Origin of the sequence: Aquabacterium sp. (assembly GCF_034003525.1) — a bacterium.
GTDB lineage: Bacteria > Pseudomonadota > Gammaproteobacteria > Burkholderiales > Burkholderiaceae_C > Aquabacterium.
Window position 1 is genome coordinate 1 of record NZ_JAVEYN010000002.1, and the last position, 21,937, is coordinate 21,937.

The following is a 21,937-nucleotide window of genomic DNA, read 5'->3' on the forward strand; positions in this document are numbered from 1 at the left end:
AGTTCAAGCCTGAGCAGGCATCGGCCACCAACAACTGGTATTGGCCCACAGTCAGGGTCACGCCAGTGCGTGCAATGGGGTAACCCGCCCAGTACATCATCTGCTCAGCCACCACCGACACCGCGCTCTTGAGGGGCATGGTCATGGCCTGCACCAGCACCCCCGGCAGGGGCACCATGAAGAACAGAAACGCCAGCGGAAACCAGGCACGACGAACACCTGCCACGCCGACGACCAAAAGCATGCAAGCCGGCAGCGTCAGAAGCAACGATCCGGCCTCCAATTCGATGACCTGCTGCGAACGCCCCACGACGTATGTGAGCACTGCCACCATCAACAACAGAAAGCCGACCACCGGTGCAGGACGTGCTTGCGCGCCAAACAAACTGGCGCGCATATCCCACAACAACCAGGAGCAAGCCGCCAAGATCAAGGGTCCATGACCTTGTTCATCCGTGGCCCAGACCGTTTCTGCCAGACGCATGAAGGTCGGCACGTACATCACAGCAATGCCCAGAAGAAGACACAACAGTGCGTGCACGGGATAGGTCACCTCGACAGCCAGACCTGTTGATCCGGATTCGCGCGCAGACGTAGGGGGAGCAGCCATGGACAGACGGGTGAAAATGAAATGTACAGAGCGTAATGTGACCGATAAGTGGGCAGAAGTTCCTGCACCACGGGACATCCATACCCCCCTGAAAACGGGTTCGTATCCTCAGCGCACAAGCACCACAAGAGATATGAGCCAACGAGCCCGCAGACCCCATGGTTATCACCGAGACTGACACCTTACCCCCCCGCAACCAAATGGTTACGCGAATCGAGGGCGTCATTGACGCAACATTTGCGGGTTAACACCCTGACACGAAACGCAAAATCAACAAATACAAAGCAACATACCTGGTGCATCCGCATAACCTCTCCGCAAGCATGAACTTCATTCAGTGACATTCCCGGAGCGTGACGCAGGCCCTTCACTCCTAAAATCATTTCGAGCCTGAGGGGCCACGGCTTGAATCCTCAGCAAGGAGCGGCCTGAGGCAATCCGCCGCCCACAGCCCCACCTGAAGATCGCCTCTTGACCACGCACACATGCCGACACACACCACCTCCCACACTCATGACGCCACCGGTCGGCAAGGCACTCTTGTTCTGGACTCTCACATAGACGCGACGAGTTGGGACGATGCTCTGACACGCATCATCGAATGGGGGCGACAACACCAGTCTCGCTATGTCACCCTTTGCAATGTGCACTCGGTCGTGACTGCCAGCCAAGATCCGGTGTTCAAGCGAGTGGTGGCACAAGCTGATCTGGCCCTGCCCGATGGTGCGCCAGTTGCGTGGGTGCTGCGGCACCGTGGCCACCCAACACAGCAACGGATCAATGGCCCCGATTTGACATGGCGCTACCTGGAATCCGCAGAGAAGCTGGGACAGTCGGTGTTTTTCTACGGCAGCAGTGAGAACACGCTCATGAAGCTCAAGGAACGTATCAGCCACTCGTTCCCACGGCTGAGTGTGGTCGGCATGGTCTCCCCCCCTTTTCGTGAGCTGACACCCGCCGAAGACCAGTCCTACATCGATCAAATCAACCAATCAGGTGCGCACGTCCTCTTCGTCGGCTTGGGCTGCCCCAAGCAAGAGATCTGGATGGCGCAGCATCGCGGCAAAATCAATGCAGTGATGCTGGGCGTGGGTGCTGCATTCGACTATCACGCGGGGACCATCCAACGCGCCCCCGTCTGGATGCAAAAAATGGGGCTGGAGTGGTTTCATCGCTTGTGCAGTGAGCCTCGTCGTCTGGCCAAGCGATACGCCGTCACCAACACGGTGTTTGTGTATCGCACCCTCAAAGCGATGCTGTTTGAGCGCGGCAAACTGAACCCTGATAGCCGCCAGTGAGAGGGCTGACCGCACGCCCCATCTTCAACCCAAATTCCCGCCCTCCTCGCCTCAACACATCATGGATCAGAACGCCAAAATCTTCGTCGCCGGACACCGTGGCATGGTGGGCTCCGCCATCGTGCGCCGACTACAGCGGGCGGGCTATCAGAATGTAATCACCCGAACACGACAAGAGCTCGATTTGCTGAGCCAGCAAGCGGTTCATGATTTTCTGCGTTCAGAGAGACCCGATTACCTGTTCATCGCGGCAGCCAAGGTCGGCGGCATCCAGGCCAACAATGTGTACCGCGCCGACTTCATCTATCAGAACCTGATGATCGAGGCCAACCTGATACACGGCGCCCATCTAGCTGGCATTCAGAAACTGATGTTCCTCGGCTCCAGTTGCATCTACCCGAAAATGGCCCCTCAGCCCATGAGCGAGGATGTCTTGCTGACCGGGCCGCTTGAGCCCACCAATGAGCCGTATGCGATCGCCAAGATCGCGGGCATCAAGATGTGCGAGGCCTACAACGCACAGTACGGCCGCGACTACATCAGCGTGATGCCCACCAACCTGTACGGCGTCAATGACAACTACGACCTGAACAACAGCCACGTGCTGCCGGCTTTGATCCGCAAAACGCACGAAGCCAAGGTGCGTGGCGACCGGGAACTGGTGGTCTGGGGGACCGGCAACCCCATGCGCGAGTTTCTGTACGCAGACGATCTGGCCGATGCCTGCGTGTTTCTCATGGAGCAAGGCTACAGCGGCCCGCTGGTGAACATCGGCACAGGCACGGACGTGACCATCCGGGAGTTGGCCGAAACCGTGACACGTGTGCTGGGTTTCACAGGAACCCTGAGCTTCGACACAAGCAAGCCAGACGGCACGCCGCGCAAGTTGATGAACGTTTCACGCCTGACGCAACTCGGGTGGGAGGCCACGACCACGCTCGAAGATGGCATCCGGATGGCGTACCAGGATTTCCTGCAGCGCCACGCCTGATGCCAATGCACCCGAGATGGCTCAGAGTTTGAGCTTCACAAACACAAACTCGGGAATGTGCCAGATGATCAACATGATCCAGCGCCAGAAGCCAGGCGTGTACACCACACGCTGACCTTGATCGATGGCCCGCGTGATGTCCTTGGCAACCTGCTCGGGTTGGGCCCACAGTGCGCCCTGCTTCAAATGTGCGGTCATGGGCGTGCTCACAAAGCCGGGCTTGATGGTGATGACGTGCACACCCTGCTTGGACAGACGCTGGCGCATGCCCGAGGCGAATGCACTCACCAAGGCCTTGGCGCTGCCGTAGACGTAGTTGCTCTGCCGCCCCCGGTCTCCGGCCACCGACGAGATCACGGCGATGGCACCGTGGCCTTGCTGTGCAAACTGCTCTCCGGCCAAGCTCATCAGCGACACGACGGACGTGCCATTGGTCTGGATTTCCTGCAGCGCATAGGCCACATCCTGTTGCGCCCGCTCCTGATCAGACAGGGTACCGTGTGCGATCAACACGGTGTCCAGCCCCCCCAAGGTCTCGGTCGCCTCGGCGAGTAAGGCAGCGTGGGCAGACAAATCGTTCGCATCAAACACGCGCCGGCCCAAGCGGCCAGCCCCCCGGGCGCGCAGATCGTCGCACACCGACTGCAGCTGGCTGGGGTTGCGCGCAGCCAGGAAAAGGTGGTCGCCACGCTGGGCCCAGAGGCGCGCGCAGGCTTCGGCCATGCCCGAGGTGGCGCCAACGATCAGGATCTTTCTCATGCAGGAGTCTCCGAGACGCGCCGCCACAAGCCGGAGCTGAAGCGGGGGTCCACATAATTTGCAAATTCACGCCAGCGCGGGTAGCCCGCCTGGAACAAGGCAGCGCCCATGCGGCCGTCCTTGGCGGCGTACAGCCGCCCACCCGCCGCCAGCACAATGCGGTCCAGCTCTTCGAACAGGCGATGCAGGCGTGGCCCCACATTGGGGAAGTCCAAGGCCAGCGTGGTGCCGGGTTGGGGAAAAGAGAGCATGCCGCGCGACGGCGGTGCGCCAAACTGCTTGAGGACCGCCAGGAAAGAGCCTTGCCCGCTGTGCGCGATGGTGTACAGCAGGCGTCGCGTGACCGCCAAGGCGTCATCGGGCGGAATCACACACTGGTACTGGTGAAAGCCTGGTGGGCCGTAAATGCGGTTCCACTCCAGCAAGGCATCCAGCGGGTAGAAGAACGGCCGGTAATGCTGCGCCACACGCACCACCTCGGCCCGCTGTTTGTGGAAGTACAAGGTGTTGAAGGCCTTGAGCGACAGCGTGTTGATCAGGGAGATCGGCGGCGTGAACGGCACACGTCGACTCGACTCGCCAACGCCACTGGGCAAGGACGGTGGCAACACTGACAGGTCCATGGCCGCCGGCGCATGGTTAGCCCGACTGAACAGCCCGCGTCCCAGTCGCTTGCCAGTGAAGGCGCAGTCGATCCAGGCCACGGTGTACTCATGGTCACGCTCGGAAGCCTGGCTCAACTCGAAGAAGGCCTCGGGGCTGTCGAACCGGATGGTTTCTGTGTCCATGTAAGGATTGACCACCCGACGCAGCTGGATTTCGGCCCAGGTGATCAAGCCTGTCAGCCCCAAGCCACCCACTGTGGCCGCAAACCAGTCAGCGTGCTGCGTGGGAGAGCACACCCGACGCGTGCCATCGGAGCGCAACAACTCCAATTGCGTGACATGGTTGCCAAAGGACCCTGCCACATGGTGATTCTTGCCATGCACATCGTTGGCGATGGCGCCGCCCACGGTCACGAACTGGGTGCCGGGCGTAACGGGCAAGAACCAGCCCTGAGGCACCACCAGGCGCAAGATGGTGGACAGGAGCACCCCCGCCTCGCAGCGCAGCAAGCCGGTCCGCGGATCGAAGTCGATGAAGTGGTCCAGTTGCCCGGCCAGCAACAAGGCCCCACCCGGATTGAGATTGCTGTCACCGTAGCTGCGGCCATTCCCGAAAGGCAGCACCGAGGCGTCATCCTCAGGCAAAGGCAAGGCCAAATGGCGACTGGGCAGCCCCAAAGCCGTGTGCGCGACACGCTGCACCCGCCCCCAGGAGGTGAACACGCGCGCAGGAATGACCGGGCTCATGCCGATGTCACACCGCCAGGTACAGCGCAATGGCTGCTGCCACCCCGGTCAGCAAGCTGACCCGGTCCTTGAGTGCATAGACCAGCGGGTCGTCATGCATGCGCCCCCGGTAGGTCTGCATCCAGATGCGACTGATCCAGTACAGCATGATGGGCACCAGCAACCATGCGAACTTGGGATGACGGTACATCTGCGCCACGTCAGGCGAATTCAGATAAAGCGCCAGCACCAGAATGCTGAGGTAACCCGATGAGGCGCCCAGGCTCTGCAAGAGGTTCAGGTCTTCCACCTGATACCCCCTGCCCTGCGCCGTCAGCTTGCCTTGTTCGCGCATCGCATGCAGTTCGGCATAGCGCTTGACGATGGCCAGGCTCAGGAAAATGAAAATCGCAAAAATCAGGAGCCAGAACGACAGCGGGATCCCGGCTGCGGCCGAGCCAGCAACGATGCGGATGGTGTACAGCCCGGCCAGCGCCAGCACGTCCACCATCACGATTTTCTTGATGCCAAACGAGTAGGCCAGCGTGGCCACGTAATAGCCACCCAAGACGCCCAGGAAGGTCACAGGCAAGGGCAGCGACAAAAGCAAGGCCACCAGCAACAGCAAGGGCGCCACGGTGAGACCAAACAACAAACTCAACTGCCCTGCCGCGAAGGGGCGATGGCATTTGCTGTGGTGCTGGCGGTCGGCCTCCAGGTCCAGCATGTCGTTGAGCAGGTACACCGAGGACGCACACAGGCTGAACGCGATGAAGGCCAGGAAGCTCGCCCCAAGCGTGGCCATGGTCATCTGATGCGAGGCCAACATAGGCACGAAGATCAGGGCATTCTTGGCCCATTGGTGCACACGCAAGGCCTTCAGCACCACCTTGACGCCGACCGTCGGTGCGGGCACCACGTGGCTGACCACGGCCACCTGCGATGCGGCCAGACGGACAGGCTCGGGCGCATTGACCACGATGGCCGAGCGCGCCTTCGCCCAAATGGGTACATCGACCCGGTGGTTGCCACAGTAATCGAAGGCGCGTTCACCGAACCGCGCCACCAACTCGGCCGCCTTGTTCTGTCCTGACAAGTTGGTGCGCCCGTTGCTGGCGAGCACGCCATCGAAAATGCCCAGGTGATCGGCCACCGCCTGCGCCAGACGTGCATCCGAGGCGGTGCACAACCACAGCGGACGGCCCGCTGCTTTCTGCGCACGCAGCCATGCCACAAACGGTTGGGTATAGGGCAACGCAGCCCCGTTCAAGGTGACCCGGCGAGCAATCTGGGCCTTGAGGTGGGCTTTGCCTCGCAGCAACCACAGCGGTGCGATGAACACGTACAGCGGGTTCTGCTTGATGAGCAACAGGAAAGATTCCAGCAGCAGATCACTGTGGATCAACGATCCATCGAGGTCCACGCACAGAGGCACAGCTTGGGTCATGTTTCACACATTCGAAGAGGTCTGGCCTCGCAGGACCCAGACGCACAGCCAGCCGATCACCACGGCCAGCCACAGGGTCAACAAACGGCATACCAGGGTCAGGAGGATAGCCTGAGGCATGGTGTAGCCGTGGGCAAACAGCAAAGCGGCCATCACGGCCTCGGTGCTGCCCAACCCACCTGGCAAAAAAGACAGGGCGCCCACGATGATGGCAATCGCATAAATGCCCATCGCTGCCGGAATGGAAAGCTCTATCGGTGCCACCACGTCGGCCACCAGCTTGAGACCCACCGCCTCGGCACCCCAGGCGACCAGACCCATCGACAGGCCAGCCAGCAGCAAACCAGGCGCCAGAAACTGACGGGCGCTGACCAGCATGTTCACCAGAGGGCGCAAGGCGGTGACCAGCTTGCCTTGGTGCACCGCCATCAACTGCGCGGCCACGTGGGTCCAAGGCACCAGTGCCACGCCCATCAGCAGCGCCCCCACGAGGCCCACGGCCACCCACAGGAACACGCGGTAGGCCTGCAACTCGGCCAGCACGGCGACGGCCAGCAAAATCATCACGGCCAGGTCCAACAAACGCTCGACAAAAAAGGCCCCACTGACGGCCGACACCGGAATGCCACGCGGCAGGTAGTAACGCGCCCGCACCATCTCACCCAGCTTGCCGGGAGAGAGGGTGAAGGCAAAACCTGCCATGAAGGTCAGCGACACGAAGCCCCAGGGCAGATCGTGCCCCAGCCGCTGCAGGTACAGCCGCCAACGCCAGACTCGCAGCACGTAGTTGAGCAAGGACAGCGCTGCCGCGATGGCGACCGCTGTCCAGCCCGCACGCAGCGGCGTCAGGTCGATCTGCACGATGTCGTGGTGGAAGGCCTTGATGCACCAGGCGGCGAACAGGGCAAACACCCCGTAAACGAGGAGGCGGCGCCACCAGGGCACCGTCGCCGGTTGCAGGTCCGTGTTCAAAACTGGCGTGCTCATGCGCGCACATCCATGCAGATCAGGTGCGCCCGCGCATCAGAACGTCTCAGCATCACACAACCTGGGTGCCTGGGCATCCTTGGGCGCCAACTCAGGCTGCTGTCCCTTCAAAGGCCAGTCGATACCAATGTCCGGGTCGTTCCACGCGATGGCACGCTCGCAGTCCTTGGCATAAACGTCAGTGGTCTTGTAGAGGAAATGGGTGTCGTCCTGCAGAGAGACGAAGCCGTGTGCAAAACCCTCGGGGATCCACAGTTGGCGTTTGTTCTCGGCCGACAGTTCGACGCCCACCCACTGCCCATAAGTGGGCAAGCCTTTGCGGATGTCCACGGCCACGTCAAACGCGGCGCCCTGGGTCACGCGTACCAGCTTGCCTTGCGGGTGGGGCGGCAACTGATAGTGCAGACCACGCAACACCCCCGCCTTGCTGCAGGAGTGGTTGTCCTGAACGAAGGGACGCGGCGCGGGCAGGCCCAACTCGGCCAAGGCTGAGACGAACTTGCCGTGGTGGTAGCTTTCCATGAACCAGCCACGGTCGTCGCCGAACACGGCCGGCTCGACGATGACAACGTCAGGGATGCGAGTGGGAATGAGTTTCATGGTGTCTCAGAAAACCTGGTCGCGCAGGACCTTCAGCAGGTACTGGCCGTAGCCGCTCTTCAGCATGGGCTGGGCCAGCTTCTCGACCTGCTCGGCCGTGATCCAGCCCGAACGGTAGGCGATTTCTTCCAGGCATGCCACCTTGAGGCCCTGGCGCTTTTCCAGCGTGGCGATGAACTGGCCAGCCTCGAGCAGACTGTCGTGCGTGCCGGTGTCAAGCCAGGCGTAGCCACGACCCATGATCTCGACGCTGAGCTGCCCCTGCTTCAGGTACACGGCGTTGACGTCGGTGATCTCCAGTTCGCCGCGTGGGCTGGGCTGGATGTTCGCTGCGATGTCGCACACCTGCTGGTCGTAGAAGTACAGGCCGGTGACGGCGTAGTTGCTCTTGGGCGCTTTGGGCTTTTCTTCGATGCTCAGGGCGCGGTGCTGGGCGTCGAACTCGACCACGCCGTAGCGCTCGGGATCATGCACGTGGTACGCAAAGACGCTGGCGCCCGAGGGCTGGCTGTTGGCGTTGTGCAGCAGGCCTTGCAGGTCGTGACCGTAGTAAATGTTGTCACCCAGTACCAGCGCGCTGGGATGGTTGCCGACAAAGTCCTTGCCCAGGATGAAGGCCTGCGCCAAGCCGTCCGGGCTAGGCTGCACGCAGTAGCTCAGATTCAACCCCCACTGGCTTCCATCGCCAAAAAGCGCCTGGAAGCGCGGCGTGTCTTGCGGCGTGCTGATGAGCAGGATGTCGCGGATGCCGGCCAGCATCAGGGTGCTGAGCGGGTAGTACACCATGGGCTTGTCGTACACCGGCAGCAACTGCTTGCTGATGGCCAGGGTGGCGGGGTGCAGACGGGTGCCGGAGCCCCCCGCGAGGATGATGCCTTTGCGGTTCATGGATGAATCACTTCCCTGAAATTTCAATGAGCATGCGCTCGACGCCCTGCTGCCAAGGCGGCAAGGTCAACCCGAAGGCTTGGCAGACTTTGGCGGTGTCGAGGCGCGAGTTGAGCGGGCGCTGTGCCGGCATCGGATACTCGGCCGTGGTGATGGGCAAGACAGCGTCTGGCGCCACCCGGACTGGCAAGCCGTGCTTGCGCGCCCATTCGATGACAAAGCGAGCGTACTCATGCCAGTGCGTATGACCGCTGGCCACCAGGTGATACAAACCCAGCAGGTCGACGCGCGCCGGCTGCGACTGCACCGTGCGGATCGCATGGGCCGTGACGTCGGCCAACAGATCGGCCCCGGTGGGCGCACCGATCTGGTCGGCAATCACTTTGAGCTGGTCACGCTCGGATGCCAGGCGCAGCATGGTCTTGGCGAAGTTGCCGCCACGTGCGGCATAGACCCAGCTGGTGCGGAAGATCAGGTGCCGACAGCCGCTGGCCTGGATGGCCTGCTCGCCTTGCAGCTTGGTCTGACCGTACACGCTCAAGGGGCCCGTGGGCGCCGTCTCGTTGCGAGGCTGGTCGCCACTGCCATCGAACACATAGTCGGTGCTGTAGTGCACCAGCAGTGCACCCAAGCGGACAGCTTCCCGGGCAATCAGGCCGGGTGTGGTGGCGTTGAGGGCACGGGCCAGTTCAGGTTCGCTCTCGGCCTTGTCCACGGCAGTGTGGGCAGCCGCATTGACGATGACATCCGGGCGCACGGCGCGCACCAGGGCGGCCACCTGCTCAGGCTGGCTGAAATCGGCCCGCAGGTGCGGACATGCGGCGGGGCCGGGCGTGTCGTGGCCGAGGGCCGTCACGGCACCCAGGGTGCTCAGCGCGCGCTGTAACTCCCAGCCGACCTGACCGCCTTTGCCCAACAGCAGGATGTTCATGCGCGCTCCGCGTAGTTCCGGGCGATCCAGTCGCGGTAGGCACCCGAGCGCACGGTGTCGACCCATGCCGTGTTATCGAGGAACCACTGCACCGTCTTGTTGATGCCCGACTCAAAGGTCTCCGCCGGCTTCCAGCCAATCTCACGCTGAATCTTGGTCGGGTCGATCGCATAGCGGCGGTCGTGTCCCGGGCGATCCTTCACATAGGTGATCAGGCTCTCGTAGGGCTGGCCATCGGCGCGCGGACGCAGGGCGTCGAGCTTGCGACAGATGGTGGTCACCACGTCGATGTTCTTGATCTCGTTGATACCGCCGACGTTGTAGGTTTCGCCCAGGCGGCCCTTCTTCAGCACCTGGCAGATCGCCTCGCAGTGATCACGCACATACAGCCAGTCGCGGATGTTGAGGCCGTCGCCGTAGACCGGCAGCGGCTTGCCATCCAGCGCGTTGAGGATCATCAGCGGGATGAGTTTTTCCGGGAAGTGGTACGGCCCGTAGTTGTTACTGCAGTTGGTCGTCAGCGTGGGGAAGCCGTAGGTGTGATGGTAGGCCCGCACCAGGTGGTCGCTGCCGGCCTTGCTGGCCGAGTATGGGCTGTTGGGCGCGTAGGGCGTGGTTTCGCTGAAGGCTGGATCGGTGTCGCTGAGCGAACCGTAGACCTCGTCGGTGGAGACGTGCAGGAAGCGAAAGGCCTCCTTGTCCGCCCCCTCTAGGCCACCCCAGTAGGCCCGCGCCTCTTCGAGCAGGCTGAAGGTGCCCACCATATTGGTGTGGATGAACTCGCCCGGGCCGTGGATGGAGCGGTCCACATGGCTTTCAGCCGCAAAGTGCAGGATGGCGCGCGGACGGTGGGTGGCCAGCGCCTGGCGCACAGCCTCGCGGTCGGCAATGTCAGCCTGCACCAGAGTGGCACGATCGGCCTGCAGATGCTCGCCGATGGTATGGGGGTTGCCCGCATAGGTCAGCTTGTCGAAGACCACCACGGGCTCTTCGGGCAAGCCCAGGCGCGCACAGCGCTCAAACCAGTGGTGCACGAAATTGCCGCCGATGAAGCCGGCGCCGCCTGTGATGAGAATCATCCTGGGTCCTGGAACGAGAAATGGGGCAGATTATGCAAGGAGACACCCCTCTTCACGGTGACGTAGACGGCCTCGGGGCCCCTCCAACGGGGGACTCGCCACCCGATCGTCACTGCGCCTCAATTCATTTGCTGCATCATGTACGGCTACACCAGCAACGCCACACGCGTGAAGAAGTCCACATGGCCAAAGCAATGATCCTGGCAGCCGGGCAAGGAACCCGGGTGCGCCCTCTGACCAAGCAGACGCCCAAGCCGATGGTGCCCATCCTGGGCAAGCCCGTGCTCGAGTACATCATCGAGCACCTGGCGCATCACGGGATCAAGGAGATCATGATCAACGTGGCCTTCAACCACTGGAAGATCGAAAACTACTTTGGCGACGGCCACCGCTGGGGCGTGCAGATCGGCTACGCCTACGAAGGCGTGCGGGAACACGGCGAAATCGTGCCCCGCCCCGTGGGTTCGGCCGGCGGCATGCGCCGCATCCAGGATTTCAGCGGCTTTTTTGACGAAACCACCCTGGTACTGTGCGGCGACGCCATCATCGACCTGGACATCGAAGCCGCCTTGGCCGAGCACCACGCCAAGCAGGCGATGGCCAGCGTCGTGGCCCTGGAGGTACCCGAAGACCAGGTCCAGAACTACGGCATTGTCGTGGCCGACCCCGACGGCCGGATCACGTCCTTCCAGGAAAAGCCCAAGCCTTCTGAGGCGCGCTCGCGCTTGGCGAGCACCGGCATCTACATTTTCGAGCCCAGCGCGCTGGATCTAGTGCCACCTAGTCGGGAATTCGACATCGGCAGCCAACTCTTCCCCCTGCTGGTCGAGAAGCACCTGCCCTTCTACGCCCAAAACCGCTTCTTCAACTGGATCGACATCGGTCGGGTGAGCGACTATTGGGCCGTGTGCCAGCGGGTGCTGCGCGGTGAGGTCAACCAGATGCACATGCCCGGCACCGAGGTCCGCCCCGGCGTCTGGGTGGGGCTGAACACCCGCATCGACTGGGACAGCGTCCACATCACCGGACCGGTGTACATCGGCTCCAGCACCCGCATCGAGCCGGGCGTGACCATCGAAGGCCCCGCCTGGATCGGGCATGGCAGCCTGCTGCGGCAGGGCAGCAAGGTGGTACGCAGCGTGCTGTTCGAATACACCCGCCTCAACGAAGGCACGGTGTTCAACGAGGTGGTGGCCTCATCCCAATATTGTGTGGACCGACACGGTCACACCACCTACCAGGGCGACGAAAGCACCAGCCTGCGCTGGGGAGACGCCCGCGCCTGACGGACAATACGGGCCATGCGCAAATTTCTTGTCACCGGTGCCGCAGGTTTCATCGGCATGCACGTGGCCCAGGCCTTGTTGGCACGGGGGGATGAGGTCGTCGGCATCGACAACCTCAATGATTACTACAGCCCGCAACTCAAGCAGGACCGGCTGAGCCATCTGCAACAGCAGGCGGGGGCCGAACGCTGGCGCTTTGAGCGCATGGATGTGGCCGATAACGTGGCCCTGCAGGCCTTGTTCACCCGCGAGCGCTTCGACGGCGTCGTGCACCTGGCGGCGCAAGCCGGCGTGCGCTACTCGCTCACCAACCCGCACGCCTACGCCCAGTCGAATCTGGTGGGCTTCGTGAACATCCTGGAGGCCTGCCGCCACCACGCCACCGCGCACCTGGTGTACGCCAGCAGCTCGAGCGTGTACGGCGGCAATGTCAAGATGCCGTTTGCCGAGACCGACCCGGTCGATCACCCCGTCAGCCTGTATGCGGCCACCAAGAAGGCCAACGAACTGATGGCGCACACTTACAGCCATCTGTACGGTCTGCCGACCACCGGTCTGCGCTTTTTCACGGTCTACGGTCCCTGGGGTCGCCCGGACATGGCCCCGATGCTGTTCACCCGCGCCATCCTGGCGGGCGAGCCCATCAAGGTGTTCAACCACGGACACATGAAGCGTGACTTCACCTACATCGACGACATCGTGCGCGGTGTGATGGCCACGCTCGACCGCCCGCCGCTGGCCGACCCCGACTTCAATCGCACCGAACCCTCGGCCGCTGGTTCGTGGGCGCCGTACAAGGTGTTCAACATCGGGCGCAGCGAACCGGTGCCTCTGCTGGATTTCATCGGCACCTTGGAAGACGCCCTGGGTGTTCAGGCGCAGAAGGATCTGCAACCCATGGCCCCCGGTGACGTGGCCGCGACCTACGCCGATGTCAGCGCCCTGGCCGAGTGGACCGCTCAGCAGCCTCAGGTCGACCTGAGCGAGGGCGTGCGCCGCTTTGTGGCTTGGTACCGTCAGTACCACGGTTGACACCACGCCTGATTCGCCACGCCCCAGCCTCGGCTCGACGCCCCCTATTCATATTCAAGAGAGCATCCCATCATGAAAGTTTCCGTTGTTGGCACCGGTTATGTCGGCCTGGTCACAGGGGCCTGTCTGGCCGAAATGGGCAATGACGTGCTGTGCCTGGACGTCGATCCGCGCAAGATCGAGATCCTGGAAAACGGCGGCATCCCCATCCACGAACCGGGCCTGGACCTAGTGGTGGCGCGCAATGTGAAGGCGGGTCGCCTGCACTTCACCACCGATGTGGCCCGTGCGGTGGCCCACGGCACCATCCAGTTCATCGCCGTGGGCACCCCACCCGATGAAGATGGCTCGGCCGACCTGCAGTACGTGCTGGCCGCGGCCCGCAACATCGGCCGCCTGATGACGGACTACAAGGTCATCGTCGACAAGAGCACGGTGCCGGTGGGCACGGCCGACAAGGTGCGTGCGGCCGTGGCGGACGAGCTGGCCAAGCGCGGCAGCGATGCCCAGTTCGCCGTGGTCTCCAACCCCGAGTTCCTGAAAGAAGGCGCCGCGGTGGAGGACTTCATGCGCCCCGACCGCATCGTGGTGGGCGCCGACGACGAGCAAGCCATTTTGCTGATGCGTGCCCTGTACGCCCCCTTCCAGCGCAACCACGAACGCCTGGTGGTGATGGACGTGCGCAGCGCCGAGCTGACCAAGTACGCCGCCAACGCCATGCTGGCCACCCGCATCAGCTTCATGAACGAGCTGGCCTTGCTGGCCGAGAAGATGGGCGCCGACATCGAAGCGGTACGCGTGGGCATCGGCTCCGACCCCCGCATCGGCACGCACTTCCTGTATGCCGGTTGCGGCTATGGCGGCAGCTGCTTCCCCAAGGACGTCAAGGCGCTGATCAAGACCGCCAGCGACGAAGGTCAGGAGTTGCTGGTGCTCAAGGCCGTGGAAGCGGCCAACGACCGCCAAAAGCATGTGCTGGTCGAGAAGGTGACGCGCCGCTTTGGAGAAGACCTCAAGGGCAAGCACTTTGCCTTGTGGGGCCTGGCTTTCAAGCCCAACACCGATGACATGCGCGAAGCCACCAGCCGCGTGGTGCTGACCGAGCTGTTCGAGCGCGGCGCCACCGTGACGGCCTACGACCCGGTGGCCATGGACGAAGCCCGTCGCATCTTCGGCGATGAGCCCAGCCTGCGTTACGCCGAGAACCCGATGGCCGCTCTGGACGGCGCCGACGCCCTGGTGATCGTGACCGAGTGGAAGGAATTCCGCAGCCCGGACTTCGACCGCATCAAGGCCACGCTCAAGACCCCGACCATCTTCGACGGTCGCAATCTGTACGAACCCAGCCTCGTGCAAAAGGCGGGCTTGGTGTACGAGAGCATCGGCCGCAAGGGCTGACCCTGCGGTATCAGGCTGCTCAGACCCCGGGAGGGGTCTTGGGCAGCTGGATCACGAAACAGCTGCCCCCGCCCTCGCGGGCTTCGCAGCGTGCCTGGCCGCCATGCTTGGCGGCAATCTGGCGCACCAGGCTGAGCCCCAGGCCCACGCCGCCGGCATGCTCGGCATGACCTGGCAGACGGTAGAAGGGCTCGAAAATGCGTTCGCGCTGATCGGCGGGCACACCGGGGCCCCGGTCCTTCACGCGAAGGAAGATGTAGGCGGGGTCGTGGCTGAGTTCCACCTGAACATCCGCCCCACCGTAACGACGTGCGTTCTCCAGCAGGTTGCGTGCCGCGCGGCGCAGCAGGCGATCATCCCCCATGTAAGGTTGGGTCGGAAAGCCTTCGGCCACATCGACTTCCGCCCCCACACGGCTGGCCTCTTCCACCATCAGCCCCACCAGGTCCACCGGACCGCGATCGATGGTTTGTCGTGCGTCGATGCGGCTGGCCAGCAGCACTTCTTCCACCAGCGCATCCAGCTCGCGGATGTCCTGATGGATTTCATCCTTGATCTGGGCCGCACGCTCAGGTGGCAGGTCAGCCATGATGGACACGGCCATTTTCAGCCGCGCCAGCGGTGAGCGCAGCTCATGGCTGGCGTTGGCCAGCAGGCTGCGGTTGGACGTGACCAGGTCTTCGATGCGCTGGGCGGCTTCGTTGAAACTGCGCGCCAGGGTCGCCACCTCGTCGCGGCCTTCCACGGCAACGCGGTGATGCAGCTCCCCAGCGCCGAACACTTCCACACCCCGGCGCAAGGCCTGCAGGCGTCGGGTGAGGTGGTGGGCCACCGGCCAGGCACTCACGGCCACGGCGACGAACAAGAGAATCAAGGACAGGATGAGGGCCGGTGCACCGTGGGCCAACCAGGGGGGCAACATGGGCGACAGGGGCTCCAGCCAGGGCTGAATGGGCACGGGCGTCATATCGGGTGGCACCAGCCCCGCCGGCAAGGAAGCGCTGGCTCCCGGATGCTGACGCGGACCACGCGCGAGGCGCTTGGCCATCCACAGGCTGCGCCCGTCAGAGAGCTGAACGCGGTGCAGCACCGGCCGGTTCTCACCACCCAGACGCAGGCGCTCTTGCAACAAGGTGGAAGTGGCGATGCGCTCGCCCTCGGGCGACTCCAGCGCCATTGGCAGGCGCAGACGCTCTGCCCAGTCGAGAAAGACCTGGGCTTGCAGTTCCTCGGGCGCGGTGACCGGCGGCAGGCTGTTTTCCAGCAACTCGCCCCAGGCAGCCGCGCGCTCGGTCCAGGCCGACTGGCTCTGGACCAGGGTGCGCTCGTGCTCGAGGTTGTGCTGGGCCAGCCAGCCGGTGATCAGCGCGAAGATCAGCAGGACCGCGACGACGGTCAGGTAGATGCGCAGCGCCAGCGTCTTCATGCGGCCCCGGTGTCGGCGTCCTGCTTCTTGGCGAAGACATAGCCTACGCCACGCACGGTGAGGATGCGGCGCGGCTCTTTGGGGTCGTCCTCGATGGCGGCTCGGATGCGCGAAATGTGGACGTCGATGGAGCGGTCGAAGGCTTCCAGCGGGTGGCCCTTGAGCGCATCCATGATCTGGTCGCGGCTCATGACGCGGCCCGGATGCTGGGCCAGCACGAGCAGCAGGTCAAACTGATACGACGTCAGGTCGCAGGACTGGCCGTCCAGGCGGGCCTGGCGCAGGCCATTGTCGACTTCGAGTCGGCCGTAGCGCAGCACGTCGTCGCCGTCGTCAGACGACTGCCCGGCGCGGCGCAGCAAGGCACGGATGCGGGCCAGCAGTTCACGCGGCTCGAACGGCTTGGGCAGGTAGTCGTCGGCCCCCACTTCGAGGCCGACGATGCGGTCGGTGGGCTCCCCGCGCGCACTGAGCATCAGCAAAGGCAGATGCCGGTGCCGCGGCGAGGCACGCAACTCCTTGCAGAGGTCAAGCCCGTCACCATCGGGCAGCATGAGGTCGAGCACCAGCGCACCAAAGCTCTGACGGGCCAGCAACTCCCGGCCGGCGGCCAGGCTGGGGGCATTGGACACCTCGTAGCCATGACCGCGCAGGTAGTCGCCCACCATGGCGCTCAGGCGCAGGTCGTCGTCGATCAACAGGATGTGCTCATTGCTCATGTCTGCCATTGTCGCGCGCTCCGGGTTGCTCTGACGGGACAGCTCAGCGCGATGCCGAGGCCGCAGCAGCCGGCTGTGACGCGCTGCGCGCGGCCTGGTGGGCCGCACGGCGCTCCGCCCGCTCGCTCAGGCGCGCCTTCATGCGCTCCTGACGGGCCTTCAGCGTGGTGGCGATCTGGGCGCGCTGGGCCGGGGTCAAGACATTGGCGATGTCGAGCTGGGCCTGGAGCATGCGCTGGCTGGCCTTGTCATGGCGTGCCAGCATTTGCTGACGGGCCTTTTCTGCCGCAGCGGCGTCGGGCTTGGCTTCGCTCAGCAGCGACAGGCCGTGTGCCATCGGCGCGCGATCCTGGGTGTGCAGGGCCTGCAGGTCGGCATGTGCCTTGTTCTGGATGTCACGGATCTGAGTGCGCTGGGCATCGGTGAGCTTGGCATCTCCCAGCAGGCGGTCGAGGTGACGGGCGCTGCCCATCATGTGCTTGCCCCCCTGGTGGCCCATGTGCCCTTCGTACATACAGGCCTCGCCATGACGGGCGCCCTGAGGGCCGTGCTCACCATGGTGGCCACGGTGACCGCCCGCCAGCGCCGTGACACTGAAGGCCGCAGCGGCAGCCCCGATGAGCAGCACACTGCCCAGGCTCCACAGGCGACGCAGGGGTTGAGAAGACAGCTGAGCGGTGGGGGTACGGTGTGTCATGGTCATCACTCCTTCAATAGGATGGGGAATGAGTTCATGGTGCGCCCGGGGCGTGAACTGTGTGTGCGTGAGGGGTAAAGATGTGTGAACCGCCGCTGCCATAGATTTGTCACAATAGAGGGTTTACAGCAATCCCCCTCCCCCATGCAACTCAAAGACTTTGCAGAAATCGAGAAAGCCACCAAGAGCGGACGCAAGGAGTTCTTCCGCCTGGGCCTCGGCCTGATTTTCGTGGTCTGCGTCATGTTGTATGCGGCGCTGGGCATCGGGGCCAAGGGGCCGCAGGGCCTCATGCTGGTGATGGCCGCCATGATCGGTGGCTACATGGCCATGAACATTGGCGCCAACGACGTGGCCAACAACGTCGGGCCGGCCGTGGGTTCGCGCTCCATCACCATGACGGGCGCCATCATCCTGGCGGCCGTTTTCGAGGTGGCCGGCGCCCTGATCGCGGGGGGCGATGTGGTCTCCACCATCCGTGGCGGCATCATCAAGCCCGAGGCCATCACAGACAGCAGCCGCTTCATCTGGGTCATGACCTCGGCCTTGCTGGCAGGGGCCCTGTGGCTCAACTTTGCGACGGCCATCGGTGCGCCGGTGTCCACCACCCACTCCATCGTGGGCGCGGTGTTGGGCGCAGGCGTGATGGCGGGCGGGCTGGATGCGGCCAACTGGGGCACCATGAGCGGCATCGTGGCCAGCTGGGTGATCTCGCCCGTGCTGGGCGGCTTGGTGGCCGCCGGCTTCCTGCTCTGGATCAAGCGCGCCATCACCTACAAGGCCGACATGGTGGGCGCCGCGCAGCGCACCGTGCCCTTGCTGATCGGCCTGATGGCCTTCGCGTTCTCGACCTACGTGATCCTCAAGGGCCTCAACAAGGTCTGGAAGACCGACTTCCTGACGGCCTCGCTGGTGGGCCTGGCCATTGGTGTGCTGACCTGGGCGCTGATGCGCGCCTCGATTCGCCGCCGTGCGCCCAGCCTGAACAACGACAAGGCCAGCATCAACGCGCTGTTCACGCTGCCCCTGATCTGCGCGGCCGCCCTGCTGAGCTTCGCCCACGGCGCCAACGATGTGGCCAATGCCATCGGGCCGCTGGCCGCCATCACCGACATCGTCCTCAACAGCAGCCACCAGGTGGCAGACAGCGCCGGCATCCCGCTGTGGGTGATGATGGTGGGTGCCTTGGGCATTGCGCTGGGCCTGGCCCTGTACGGCCCCAAGCTGATCCGCACGGTGGGCGGAGAGATCACCGAGCTGGACCAGATGCGGGCCTTCAGCATCGCCATGTCGGCCGCGGTGACGGTGATCATCGCCTCACAGATGGGACTGCCGGTGAGCTCGACCCACATTGCGCTAGGCGGGGTGTTCGGAGTGGGCTTCCTGCGCGAGTTCATCAAGACGAACTATTCGCAAATGCTCGAAGAGATCAAGAGCCACCACTCGGGGGACGACAAGGAAATGGTGTCGCGCTACCTGAATGACTTCGCGAAGGCCGACATCAAGCAAAAGCGCACCATGCTCGAGCAGTTGAAGGCCAAGACCGCCGAAGCTCAGTTGACGAAGTCCGAGCGCAAGCAGATGCGCAAGGTGTACCGCCATGAGTTGGTCAAACGCTCGGCGGTATTCAAGATTGCCGCCGCGTGGATCATCACCGTGCCGGCCTCGGCCCTGATGGCCGCCGGCATCTATATGCTCATCGCGACCGTGGCACAGCCCTGAAGCGCTGAGAGCTTCCCGCGCCATGGAAAAGGCGCCCCCTCTGACGAGGTGGGCGCCTTTTTGTTGACAGGGAGAGTGAGCCCGGTAGCGGACCAGACACCCGCACGCTGGGCCAGAGACGGGGCGGATACCGCCCCGCTGGATCAGAACAGCATGCGACTGACGCCGTAAGCCAAGGCCGCCACCAGACCCGAAGCCGGGATGGTGAGCACCCAAGCCCAGACGATGTTGCCGGCCACCCCCCAGCGCACTGCACTGGCGCGCTGCACCGAACCCACCCCGACGATGGCGCCGGTGATGGTATGGGTGGTAGACACCGGGATGCCCAGACCGGTCGCGATGAACAGCGTCAACGCGCCGCCTGTTTCGGCACAGAAGCCGCCCACTGGCTTGAGCTTGGTGATGCGCTGGCCCATGGTCTTGACGATGCGCCAACCACCCAACATGGTGCCGATGCCGATGGCGGCATAGCAGGCCACGATGGTCCAGGTGGGCGGGCTCGTGTCCGCCGTGGATGCATACCCGGTCGCCAGCAGCAGCATCCAGATGATGCCGATGGTCTTTTGCGCATCGTTGCCGCCGTGACCCAGGCTGTAGGCCCCGGCCGACACCAGTTGCAGGCGACGGAACCAGCGATCCACCCGCGCCGGCGCGGTGCGGCGGCAGATCCAGGCCACGGCCACCATCATCAGCGAGCCGAGCACGAAACCGAGCAGCGGCGACACGAAGATGAAGGCCACGGTGCGCAGGATGCCGGTGGTGATCAGAGCACCGGTGCCCGCCTTGGCCAGCACGGCGCCCACGATGCCACCGATCAGGGCATGCGAGGAGCTGCTGGGGATGCCGTAGTACCAGGTGATGACGTTCCAGGTGATGGCGCCGCACAAGGCGCCAAACACCGCATAGACGTCCACCACGCCAGGGGCCGCAATCCCCTTGCCCACGGTCGCCGCCACACTGAGGTGAAAGACGAAGATGGCGACGAAGTTGAAGAAGGCGGCAAAGACCACCGCCTGCCCCGGTCGGAGCACGCCGGTCGAGACCACGGTGGCGATCGAGTTCGCGGCGTCGTGGAAGCCGTTCATGAAGTCGAACACCAGCGCCAGCGCGACCAGGAAGATGATGACCCAGAGAGCCACCTGCATGGTTGCCATGGTCAGGCCTCTCGGATCAGGAGTTTTCGAGGATCACGCCCTCGACGAGCTTGGCCACGTCGTCGCACTTGTCGGTGACGGTCTCCAGCAGTTCATAGATGGCTTTGAGCTTGATGACTTCACGCACATCGGGCTCTTCACGGAAGAGCTTGCTCATGGCGGTGTGCAGCACCTTGTCGGCCTCGCCTTCGAGCTGGTCGATTTCGGCGCAGGTCTTCAGGGCGGACTCGGCCGAGACTGGCTGGCCCACCTGGTGCAGCAAACCCACAGCGGTCTTGACGCGCTCGACGCAGCGCACGCACAGGTCGGTCAGGCGCTCGATGTGGTCGGTCATGGCGCGGATGTCGTACAGCGCCATGGCCTCGGCGGCGTCCTGCAGCAGGTCGGCCACGTCGTCCATCGTGTTGATCAGCGAGTGGATCTGCTCACGGTCGATCGGGGTGATGAAGGTCTGGTGCAGCAGGCGGTTGACTTCCAGCGTCACTTTGTCAGCGGCCCCCTCGGCATCGTCGACAGCGCGGTTGTGGCGTTCACGCAAGGCCGGGTCGGCGTAGTGTTTGACGAGTTCGGCAAAGGCGTGAGCAGCCGTGACCGTGTGTTGAGCGTGCTGGTTGAACAGCTCAAAAAAATTGCCCTCACGGGGCAGCAGTTTTCCAAAGATCATCGTGTTCTCTTGGGTGTTGCACGGTCATGACCCTGACATGCAAAGGGAGTACCCGCATTTTACCTGTCACCCGCAAAAACCAGAAGGTCCGGAGGGCGACAAGTTGAGCACTCTGTCGCCCTCCGGTCCATCCGTCGCCGTCAGCCTCAGCGTCAGCGGGCCGCCCCTTCGAACGCCGGGAACAGCACATTGTTTTCCAGGTGGATGTGCTGGATGAGGTCGTCGGCCAGCTGAGCGGTGCCGGCGAACAGCGCACGCCAGGTGTTGCAGGCGCCCTGAGGCGGCGCGTGTTCGTCGGTCAGCTCGACCAGGCGGGCGAGGTGCTCACCGTGGTCGACGTGCTCGTGGCGCATCATGGCAATGGGCTGCCCCACCATGGGGTGGCCACCTGCCTTGAGCATGGGAAACAGCACCCCTTCTTCCTTGGCCATGTGCTCGCACAGCTCCTCGTTCATGCGCTCGAGGTGGTCGGCCAGGCCGGCGGGCACGTGCGGGTGGTCGCGGTGCACGGCCTCGACGCGGCGGGCCATGCGGATCAGTTCAGGCAACTGGGCGCGGTGCACCTCGTGGTAGCGCGACACGATGTGGTCGACCAGAGCCGAGGGATCCGGGGTGGTCGGCGCCACGTCGTCGCGCACCAGGGCCTTCAGCTCGCTCACCAAGGCATCGGCGTCCAGGCCCTTGGCGGCACAGGCCTCGGCCAGGCGCACCTGACCGCCGCAGCAGAAGTCCAGCTTGAGGCGACGGAACACGGCGGTGGCGCCGGGCAGGGCCACGGCGATCTCCCCCAGCGATTGATGGGCCAGGTCGGCCGAGGTGGGGGTGGCGGGCGCCAGGGTGTGAGGTGCGTGCATGGGGAGTCCTTAAAGGTTCATCGTGTGTGCATATTCTAAACACAGAAGATTCATCTTGTGTGAA

21 protein-coding genes are annotated in these 21,937 nt (G+C 63.7%); 6 read left to right on the plus strand and 15 right to left on the minus strand.

Annotated elements, in window-relative coordinates:
• A partial coding sequence (locus tag RBT42_RS01445; protein ID WP_320361909.1) for an archaeosortase/exosortase family protein occupies positions 1–688 on the minus strand: 688 nt, incomplete at its 3' end.
• Between the two features lie 407 nt (positions 689–1,095).
• Between RBT42_RS01445 and RBT42_RS01450 the strand changes: the two genes are divergently transcribed.
• Both RBT42_RS01450 and fcl read left to right on the plus strand, forming a co-directional pair.
• Positions 1,096–1,908, plus strand: coding sequence for a WecB/TagA/CpsF family glycosyltransferase (locus RBT42_RS01450; protein ID WP_320361911.1), 813 nt, complete (start codon positions 1,096–1,098; stop codon positions 1,906–1,908).
• A gap of 61 nt (positions 1,909–1,969) precedes the next feature.
• Positions 1,970–2,899 carry a GDP-L-fucose synthase gene (fcl, locus tag RBT42_RS01455; protein WP_320361912.1) on the plus strand — a complete coding sequence of 310 codons (930 nt, stop codon included), beginning with the start codon at positions 1,970–1,972 and terminating at the stop codon, positions 2,897–2,899.
• A gap of 21 nt (positions 2,900–2,920) precedes the next feature.
• Here fcl and RBT42_RS01460 read toward each other — a convergent pair whose 3' ends face one another.
• From RBT42_RS01460 to rfbB, 8 genes are read right to left on the minus strand one after another with little or no spacing between them, the layout of a single operon-like run.
• Positions 2,921–3,658 (minus strand): SDR family oxidoreductase, encoded by a 738-nt coding sequence (locus tag RBT42_RS01460; RefSeq protein WP_320361914.1) that lies wholly within the window; start codon positions 3,656–3,658, stop codon positions 2,921–2,923.
• Positions 3,655–5,010: an FAD-binding oxidoreductase gene (locus tag RBT42_RS01465; protein WP_320361915.1), complete on the minus strand. Its 1,356-nt coding sequence runs from the start codon at positions 5,008–5,010 to the stop codon at positions 3,655–3,657. The genes RBT42_RS01460 and RBT42_RS01465 overlap by 4 nt, the downstream gene beginning before the upstream one ends.
• 7 nt (positions 5,011–5,017) lie before the next feature.
• On the minus strand, positions 5,018–6,436 hold the full coding sequence (locus tag RBT42_RS01470) for a UbiA family prenyltransferase (protein WP_320361917.1): 1,419 nt from the start codon (positions 6,434–6,436) through the stop codon (positions 5,018–5,020).
• A 3-nt stretch (positions 6,437–6,439) separates the two neighbouring features.
• Positions 6,440–7,423, minus strand: coding sequence for a lysylphosphatidylglycerol synthase transmembrane domain-containing protein (locus tag RBT42_RS01475; RefSeq protein WP_320361919.1), 984 nt, complete (start codon positions 7,421–7,423; stop codon positions 6,440–6,442).
• 36 nt (positions 7,424–7,459) lie between these two features.
• Positions 7,460–8,023 carry a dTDP-4-dehydrorhamnose 3,5-epimerase gene (gene rfbC, locus RBT42_RS01480; RefSeq protein WP_320361920.1) on the minus strand — a complete coding sequence of 188 codons (564 nt, stop codon included), beginning with the start codon at positions 8,021–8,023 and terminating at the stop codon, positions 7,460–7,462.
• Between the two features lie 6 nt (positions 8,024–8,029).
• Positions 8,030–8,911 carry a glucose-1-phosphate thymidylyltransferase RfbA gene (rfbA, locus tag RBT42_RS01485; protein ID WP_320361921.1) on the minus strand — a complete coding sequence of 294 codons (882 nt, stop codon included), beginning with the start codon at positions 8,909–8,911 and terminating at the stop codon, positions 8,030–8,032.
• A gap of 7 nt (positions 8,912–8,918) precedes the next feature.
• Positions 8,919–9,842, minus strand: a complete 924-nt coding sequence (rfbD, locus tag RBT42_RS01490; RefSeq protein WP_320361922.1) for a dTDP-4-dehydrorhamnose reductase — start codon at positions 9,840–9,842, stop codon at positions 8,919–8,921.
• On the minus strand, positions 9,839–10,921 hold the full coding sequence (rfbB, locus tag RBT42_RS01495) for a dTDP-glucose 4,6-dehydratase (protein WP_320361923.1): 1,083 nt from the start codon (positions 10,919–10,921) through the stop codon (positions 9,839–9,841). Before rfbB ends, rfbD begins: the two co-directional genes overlap by 4 nt.
• A 182-nt stretch (positions 10,922–11,103) precedes the next feature.
• On the opposite strand from rfbB, the gene RBT42_RS01500 reads away from it, so the two are divergent.
• From RBT42_RS01500 to RBT42_RS01510, 3 genes are all read left to right on the plus strand, one after another.
• Entirely contained in the window at positions 11,104–12,207 is a 1,104-nt protein-coding gene (locus RBT42_RS01500; RefSeq protein WP_413785828.1) for a sugar phosphate nucleotidyltransferase, read from the plus strand.
• Between the two features lie 15 nt (positions 12,208–12,222).
• Positions 12,223–13,239 carry an NAD-dependent epimerase gene (locus RBT42_RS01505; RefSeq protein ID WP_320361925.1) on the plus strand — a complete coding sequence of 339 codons (1,017 nt, stop codon included), beginning with the start codon at positions 12,223–12,225 and terminating at the stop codon, positions 13,237–13,239.
• 72 nt (positions 13,240–13,311) lie between these two features.
• Complete coding sequence (locus tag RBT42_RS01510; RefSeq protein WP_320361927.1) at positions 13,312–14,637, plus strand: UDP-glucose/GDP-mannose dehydrogenase family protein; 1,326 nt, start codon at positions 13,312–13,314, stop codon at positions 14,635–14,637.
• A gap of 19 nt (positions 14,638–14,656) precedes the next feature.
• Here RBT42_RS01510 and RBT42_RS01515 read toward each other — a convergent pair whose 3' ends face one another.
• The 3 genes from RBT42_RS01515 to RBT42_RS01525 are packed head-to-tail and all read right to left on the minus strand — an operon-like array spanning position 14,657 to position 17,479.
• Positions 14,657–16,063, minus strand: a complete 1,407-nt coding sequence (locus RBT42_RS01515) for a HAMP domain-containing sensor histidine kinase (protein WP_320361929.1) — start codon at positions 16,061–16,063, stop codon at positions 14,657–14,659.
• Entirely contained in the window at positions 16,060–16,782 is a 723-nt protein-coding gene (locus RBT42_RS01520) for a response regulator transcription factor (protein ID WP_320361933.1), read from the minus strand. The genes RBT42_RS01515 and RBT42_RS01520 overlap by 4 nt, the downstream gene beginning before the upstream one ends.
• Positions 16,783–16,825: 43 nt before the next feature.
• Complete coding sequence (locus tag RBT42_RS01525) at positions 16,826–17,479, minus strand: Spy/CpxP family protein refolding chaperone (RefSeq protein ID WP_320361935.1); 654 nt, start codon at positions 17,477–17,479, stop codon at positions 16,826–16,828.
• 144 nt (positions 17,480–17,623) lie between these two features.
• Between RBT42_RS01525 and RBT42_RS01530 the strand changes: the two genes are divergently transcribed.
• The gene (locus RBT42_RS01530) at positions 17,624–19,201 is read left to right on the plus strand and encodes an anion permease (protein ID WP_320361938.1); all 1,578 of its coding nucleotides are present in this window, start codon (positions 17,624–17,626) and stop codon (positions 19,199–19,201) included.
• Between the two features lie 143 nt (positions 19,202–19,344).
• On the opposite strand, the gene RBT42_RS01535 is transcribed toward RBT42_RS01530, so the two are convergent.
• From RBT42_RS01535 to ytfE, 3 genes are all read right to left on the minus strand, one after another.
• Complete coding sequence (locus RBT42_RS01535) at positions 19,345–20,355, minus strand: inorganic phosphate transporter (RefSeq protein WP_320361940.1); 1,011 nt, start codon at positions 20,353–20,355, stop codon at positions 19,345–19,347.
• Between the two features lie 16 nt (positions 20,356–20,371).
• Positions 20,372–21,019 carry a DUF47 domain-containing protein gene (locus tag RBT42_RS01540; RefSeq protein WP_320361942.1) on the minus strand — a complete coding sequence of 216 codons (648 nt, stop codon included), beginning with the start codon at positions 21,017–21,019 and terminating at the stop codon, positions 20,372–20,374.
• Positions 21,020–21,171: 152 nt separating this feature from the next.
• Positions 21,172–21,873, minus strand: a complete 702-nt coding sequence (ytfE, locus tag RBT42_RS01545; RefSeq protein WP_320361943.1) for an iron-sulfur cluster repair protein YtfE — start codon at positions 21,871–21,873, stop codon at positions 21,172–21,174.
• Positions 21,874–21,937 lie beyond the last annotated feature (64 nt).

What these genes read in the sequence shown, in the direction of transcription:
- RBT42_RS01450 (WP_320361911.1), top strand. Translation starts at nt 1,096, where the DNA reads ATGCCGACACACACCACCTCCCACACTCATGACGCCACCGGTCGGCAA.
- fcl (WP_320361912.1), top strand. Translation starts at nt 1,970, where the DNA reads ATGGATCAGAACGCCAAAATCTTCGTCGCCGGACACCGTGGCATGGTG.
- RBT42_RS01460 (WP_320361914.1), bottom strand. Translation starts at nt 3,658, where the DNA reads ATGAGAAAGATCCTGATCGTTGGCGCCACCTCGGGCATGGCCGAAGCC.
- RBT42_RS01465 (WP_320361915.1), bottom strand. Translation starts at nt 5,010, where the DNA reads ATGAGCCCGGTCATTCCTGCGCGCGTGTTCACCTCCTGGGGGCGGGTG.
- RBT42_RS01470 (WP_320361917.1), bottom strand. Translation starts at nt 6,436, where the DNA reads ATGACCCAAGCTGTGCCTCTGTGCGTGGACCTCGATGGATCGTTGATC.
- RBT42_RS01475 (WP_320361919.1), bottom strand. Translation starts at nt 7,423, where the DNA reads ATGAGCACGCCAGTTTTGAACACGGACCTGCAACCGGCGACGGTGCCC.
- rfbC (WP_320361920.1), bottom strand. Translation starts at nt 8,023, where the DNA reads ATGAAACTCATTCCCACTCGCATCCCTGACGTTGTCATCGTCGAGCCG.
- rfbA (WP_320361921.1), bottom strand. Translation starts at nt 8,911, where the DNA reads ATGAACCGCAAAGGCATCATCCTCGCGGGGGGCTCCGGCACCCGTCTG.
- rfbD (WP_320361922.1), bottom strand. Translation starts at nt 9,842, where the DNA reads ATGAACATCCTGCTGTTGGGCAAAGGCGGTCAGGTCGGCTGGGAGTTA.
- rfbB (WP_320361923.1), bottom strand. Translation starts at nt 10,921, where the DNA reads ATGATTCTCATCACAGGCGGCGCCGGCTTCATCGGCGGCAATTTCGTG.
- RBT42_RS01500 (WP_413785828.1), top strand. Translation starts at nt 11,104, where the DNA reads ATGGCCAAAGCAATGATCCTGGCAGCCGGGCAAGGAACCCGGGTGCGC.
- RBT42_RS01505 (WP_320361925.1), top strand. Translation starts at nt 12,223, where the DNA reads ATGCGCAAATTTCTTGTCACCGGTGCCGCAGGTTTCATCGGCATGCAC.
- RBT42_RS01510 (WP_320361927.1), top strand. Translation starts at nt 13,312, where the DNA reads ATGAAAGTTTCCGTTGTTGGCACCGGTTATGTCGGCCTGGTCACAGGG.
- RBT42_RS01515 (WP_320361929.1), bottom strand. Translation starts at nt 16,063, where the DNA reads ATGAAGACGCTGGCGCTGCGCATCTACCTGACCGTCGTCGCGGTCCTG.
- RBT42_RS01520 (WP_320361933.1), bottom strand. Translation starts at nt 16,782, where the DNA reads ATGAGCAATGAGCACATCCTGTTGATCGACGACGACCTGCGCCTGAGC.
- RBT42_RS01525 (WP_320361935.1), bottom strand. Translation starts at nt 17,479, where the DNA reads ATGACACACCGTACCCCCACCGCTCAGCTGTCTTCTCAACCCCTGCGT.
- RBT42_RS01530 (WP_320361938.1), top strand. Translation starts at nt 17,624, where the DNA reads ATGCAACTCAAAGACTTTGCAGAAATCGAGAAAGCCACCAAGAGCGGA.
- RBT42_RS01535 (WP_320361940.1), bottom strand. Translation starts at nt 20,355, where the DNA reads ATGGCAACCATGCAGGTGGCTCTCTGGGTCATCATCTTCCTGGTCGCG.
- RBT42_RS01540 (WP_320361942.1), bottom strand. Translation starts at nt 21,019, where the DNA reads ATGATCTTTGGAAAACTGCTGCCCCGTGAGGGCAATTTTTTTGAGCTG.
- ytfE (WP_320361943.1), bottom strand. Translation starts at nt 21,873, where the DNA reads ATGCACGCACCTCACACCCTGGCGCCCGCCACCCCCACCTCGGCCGAC.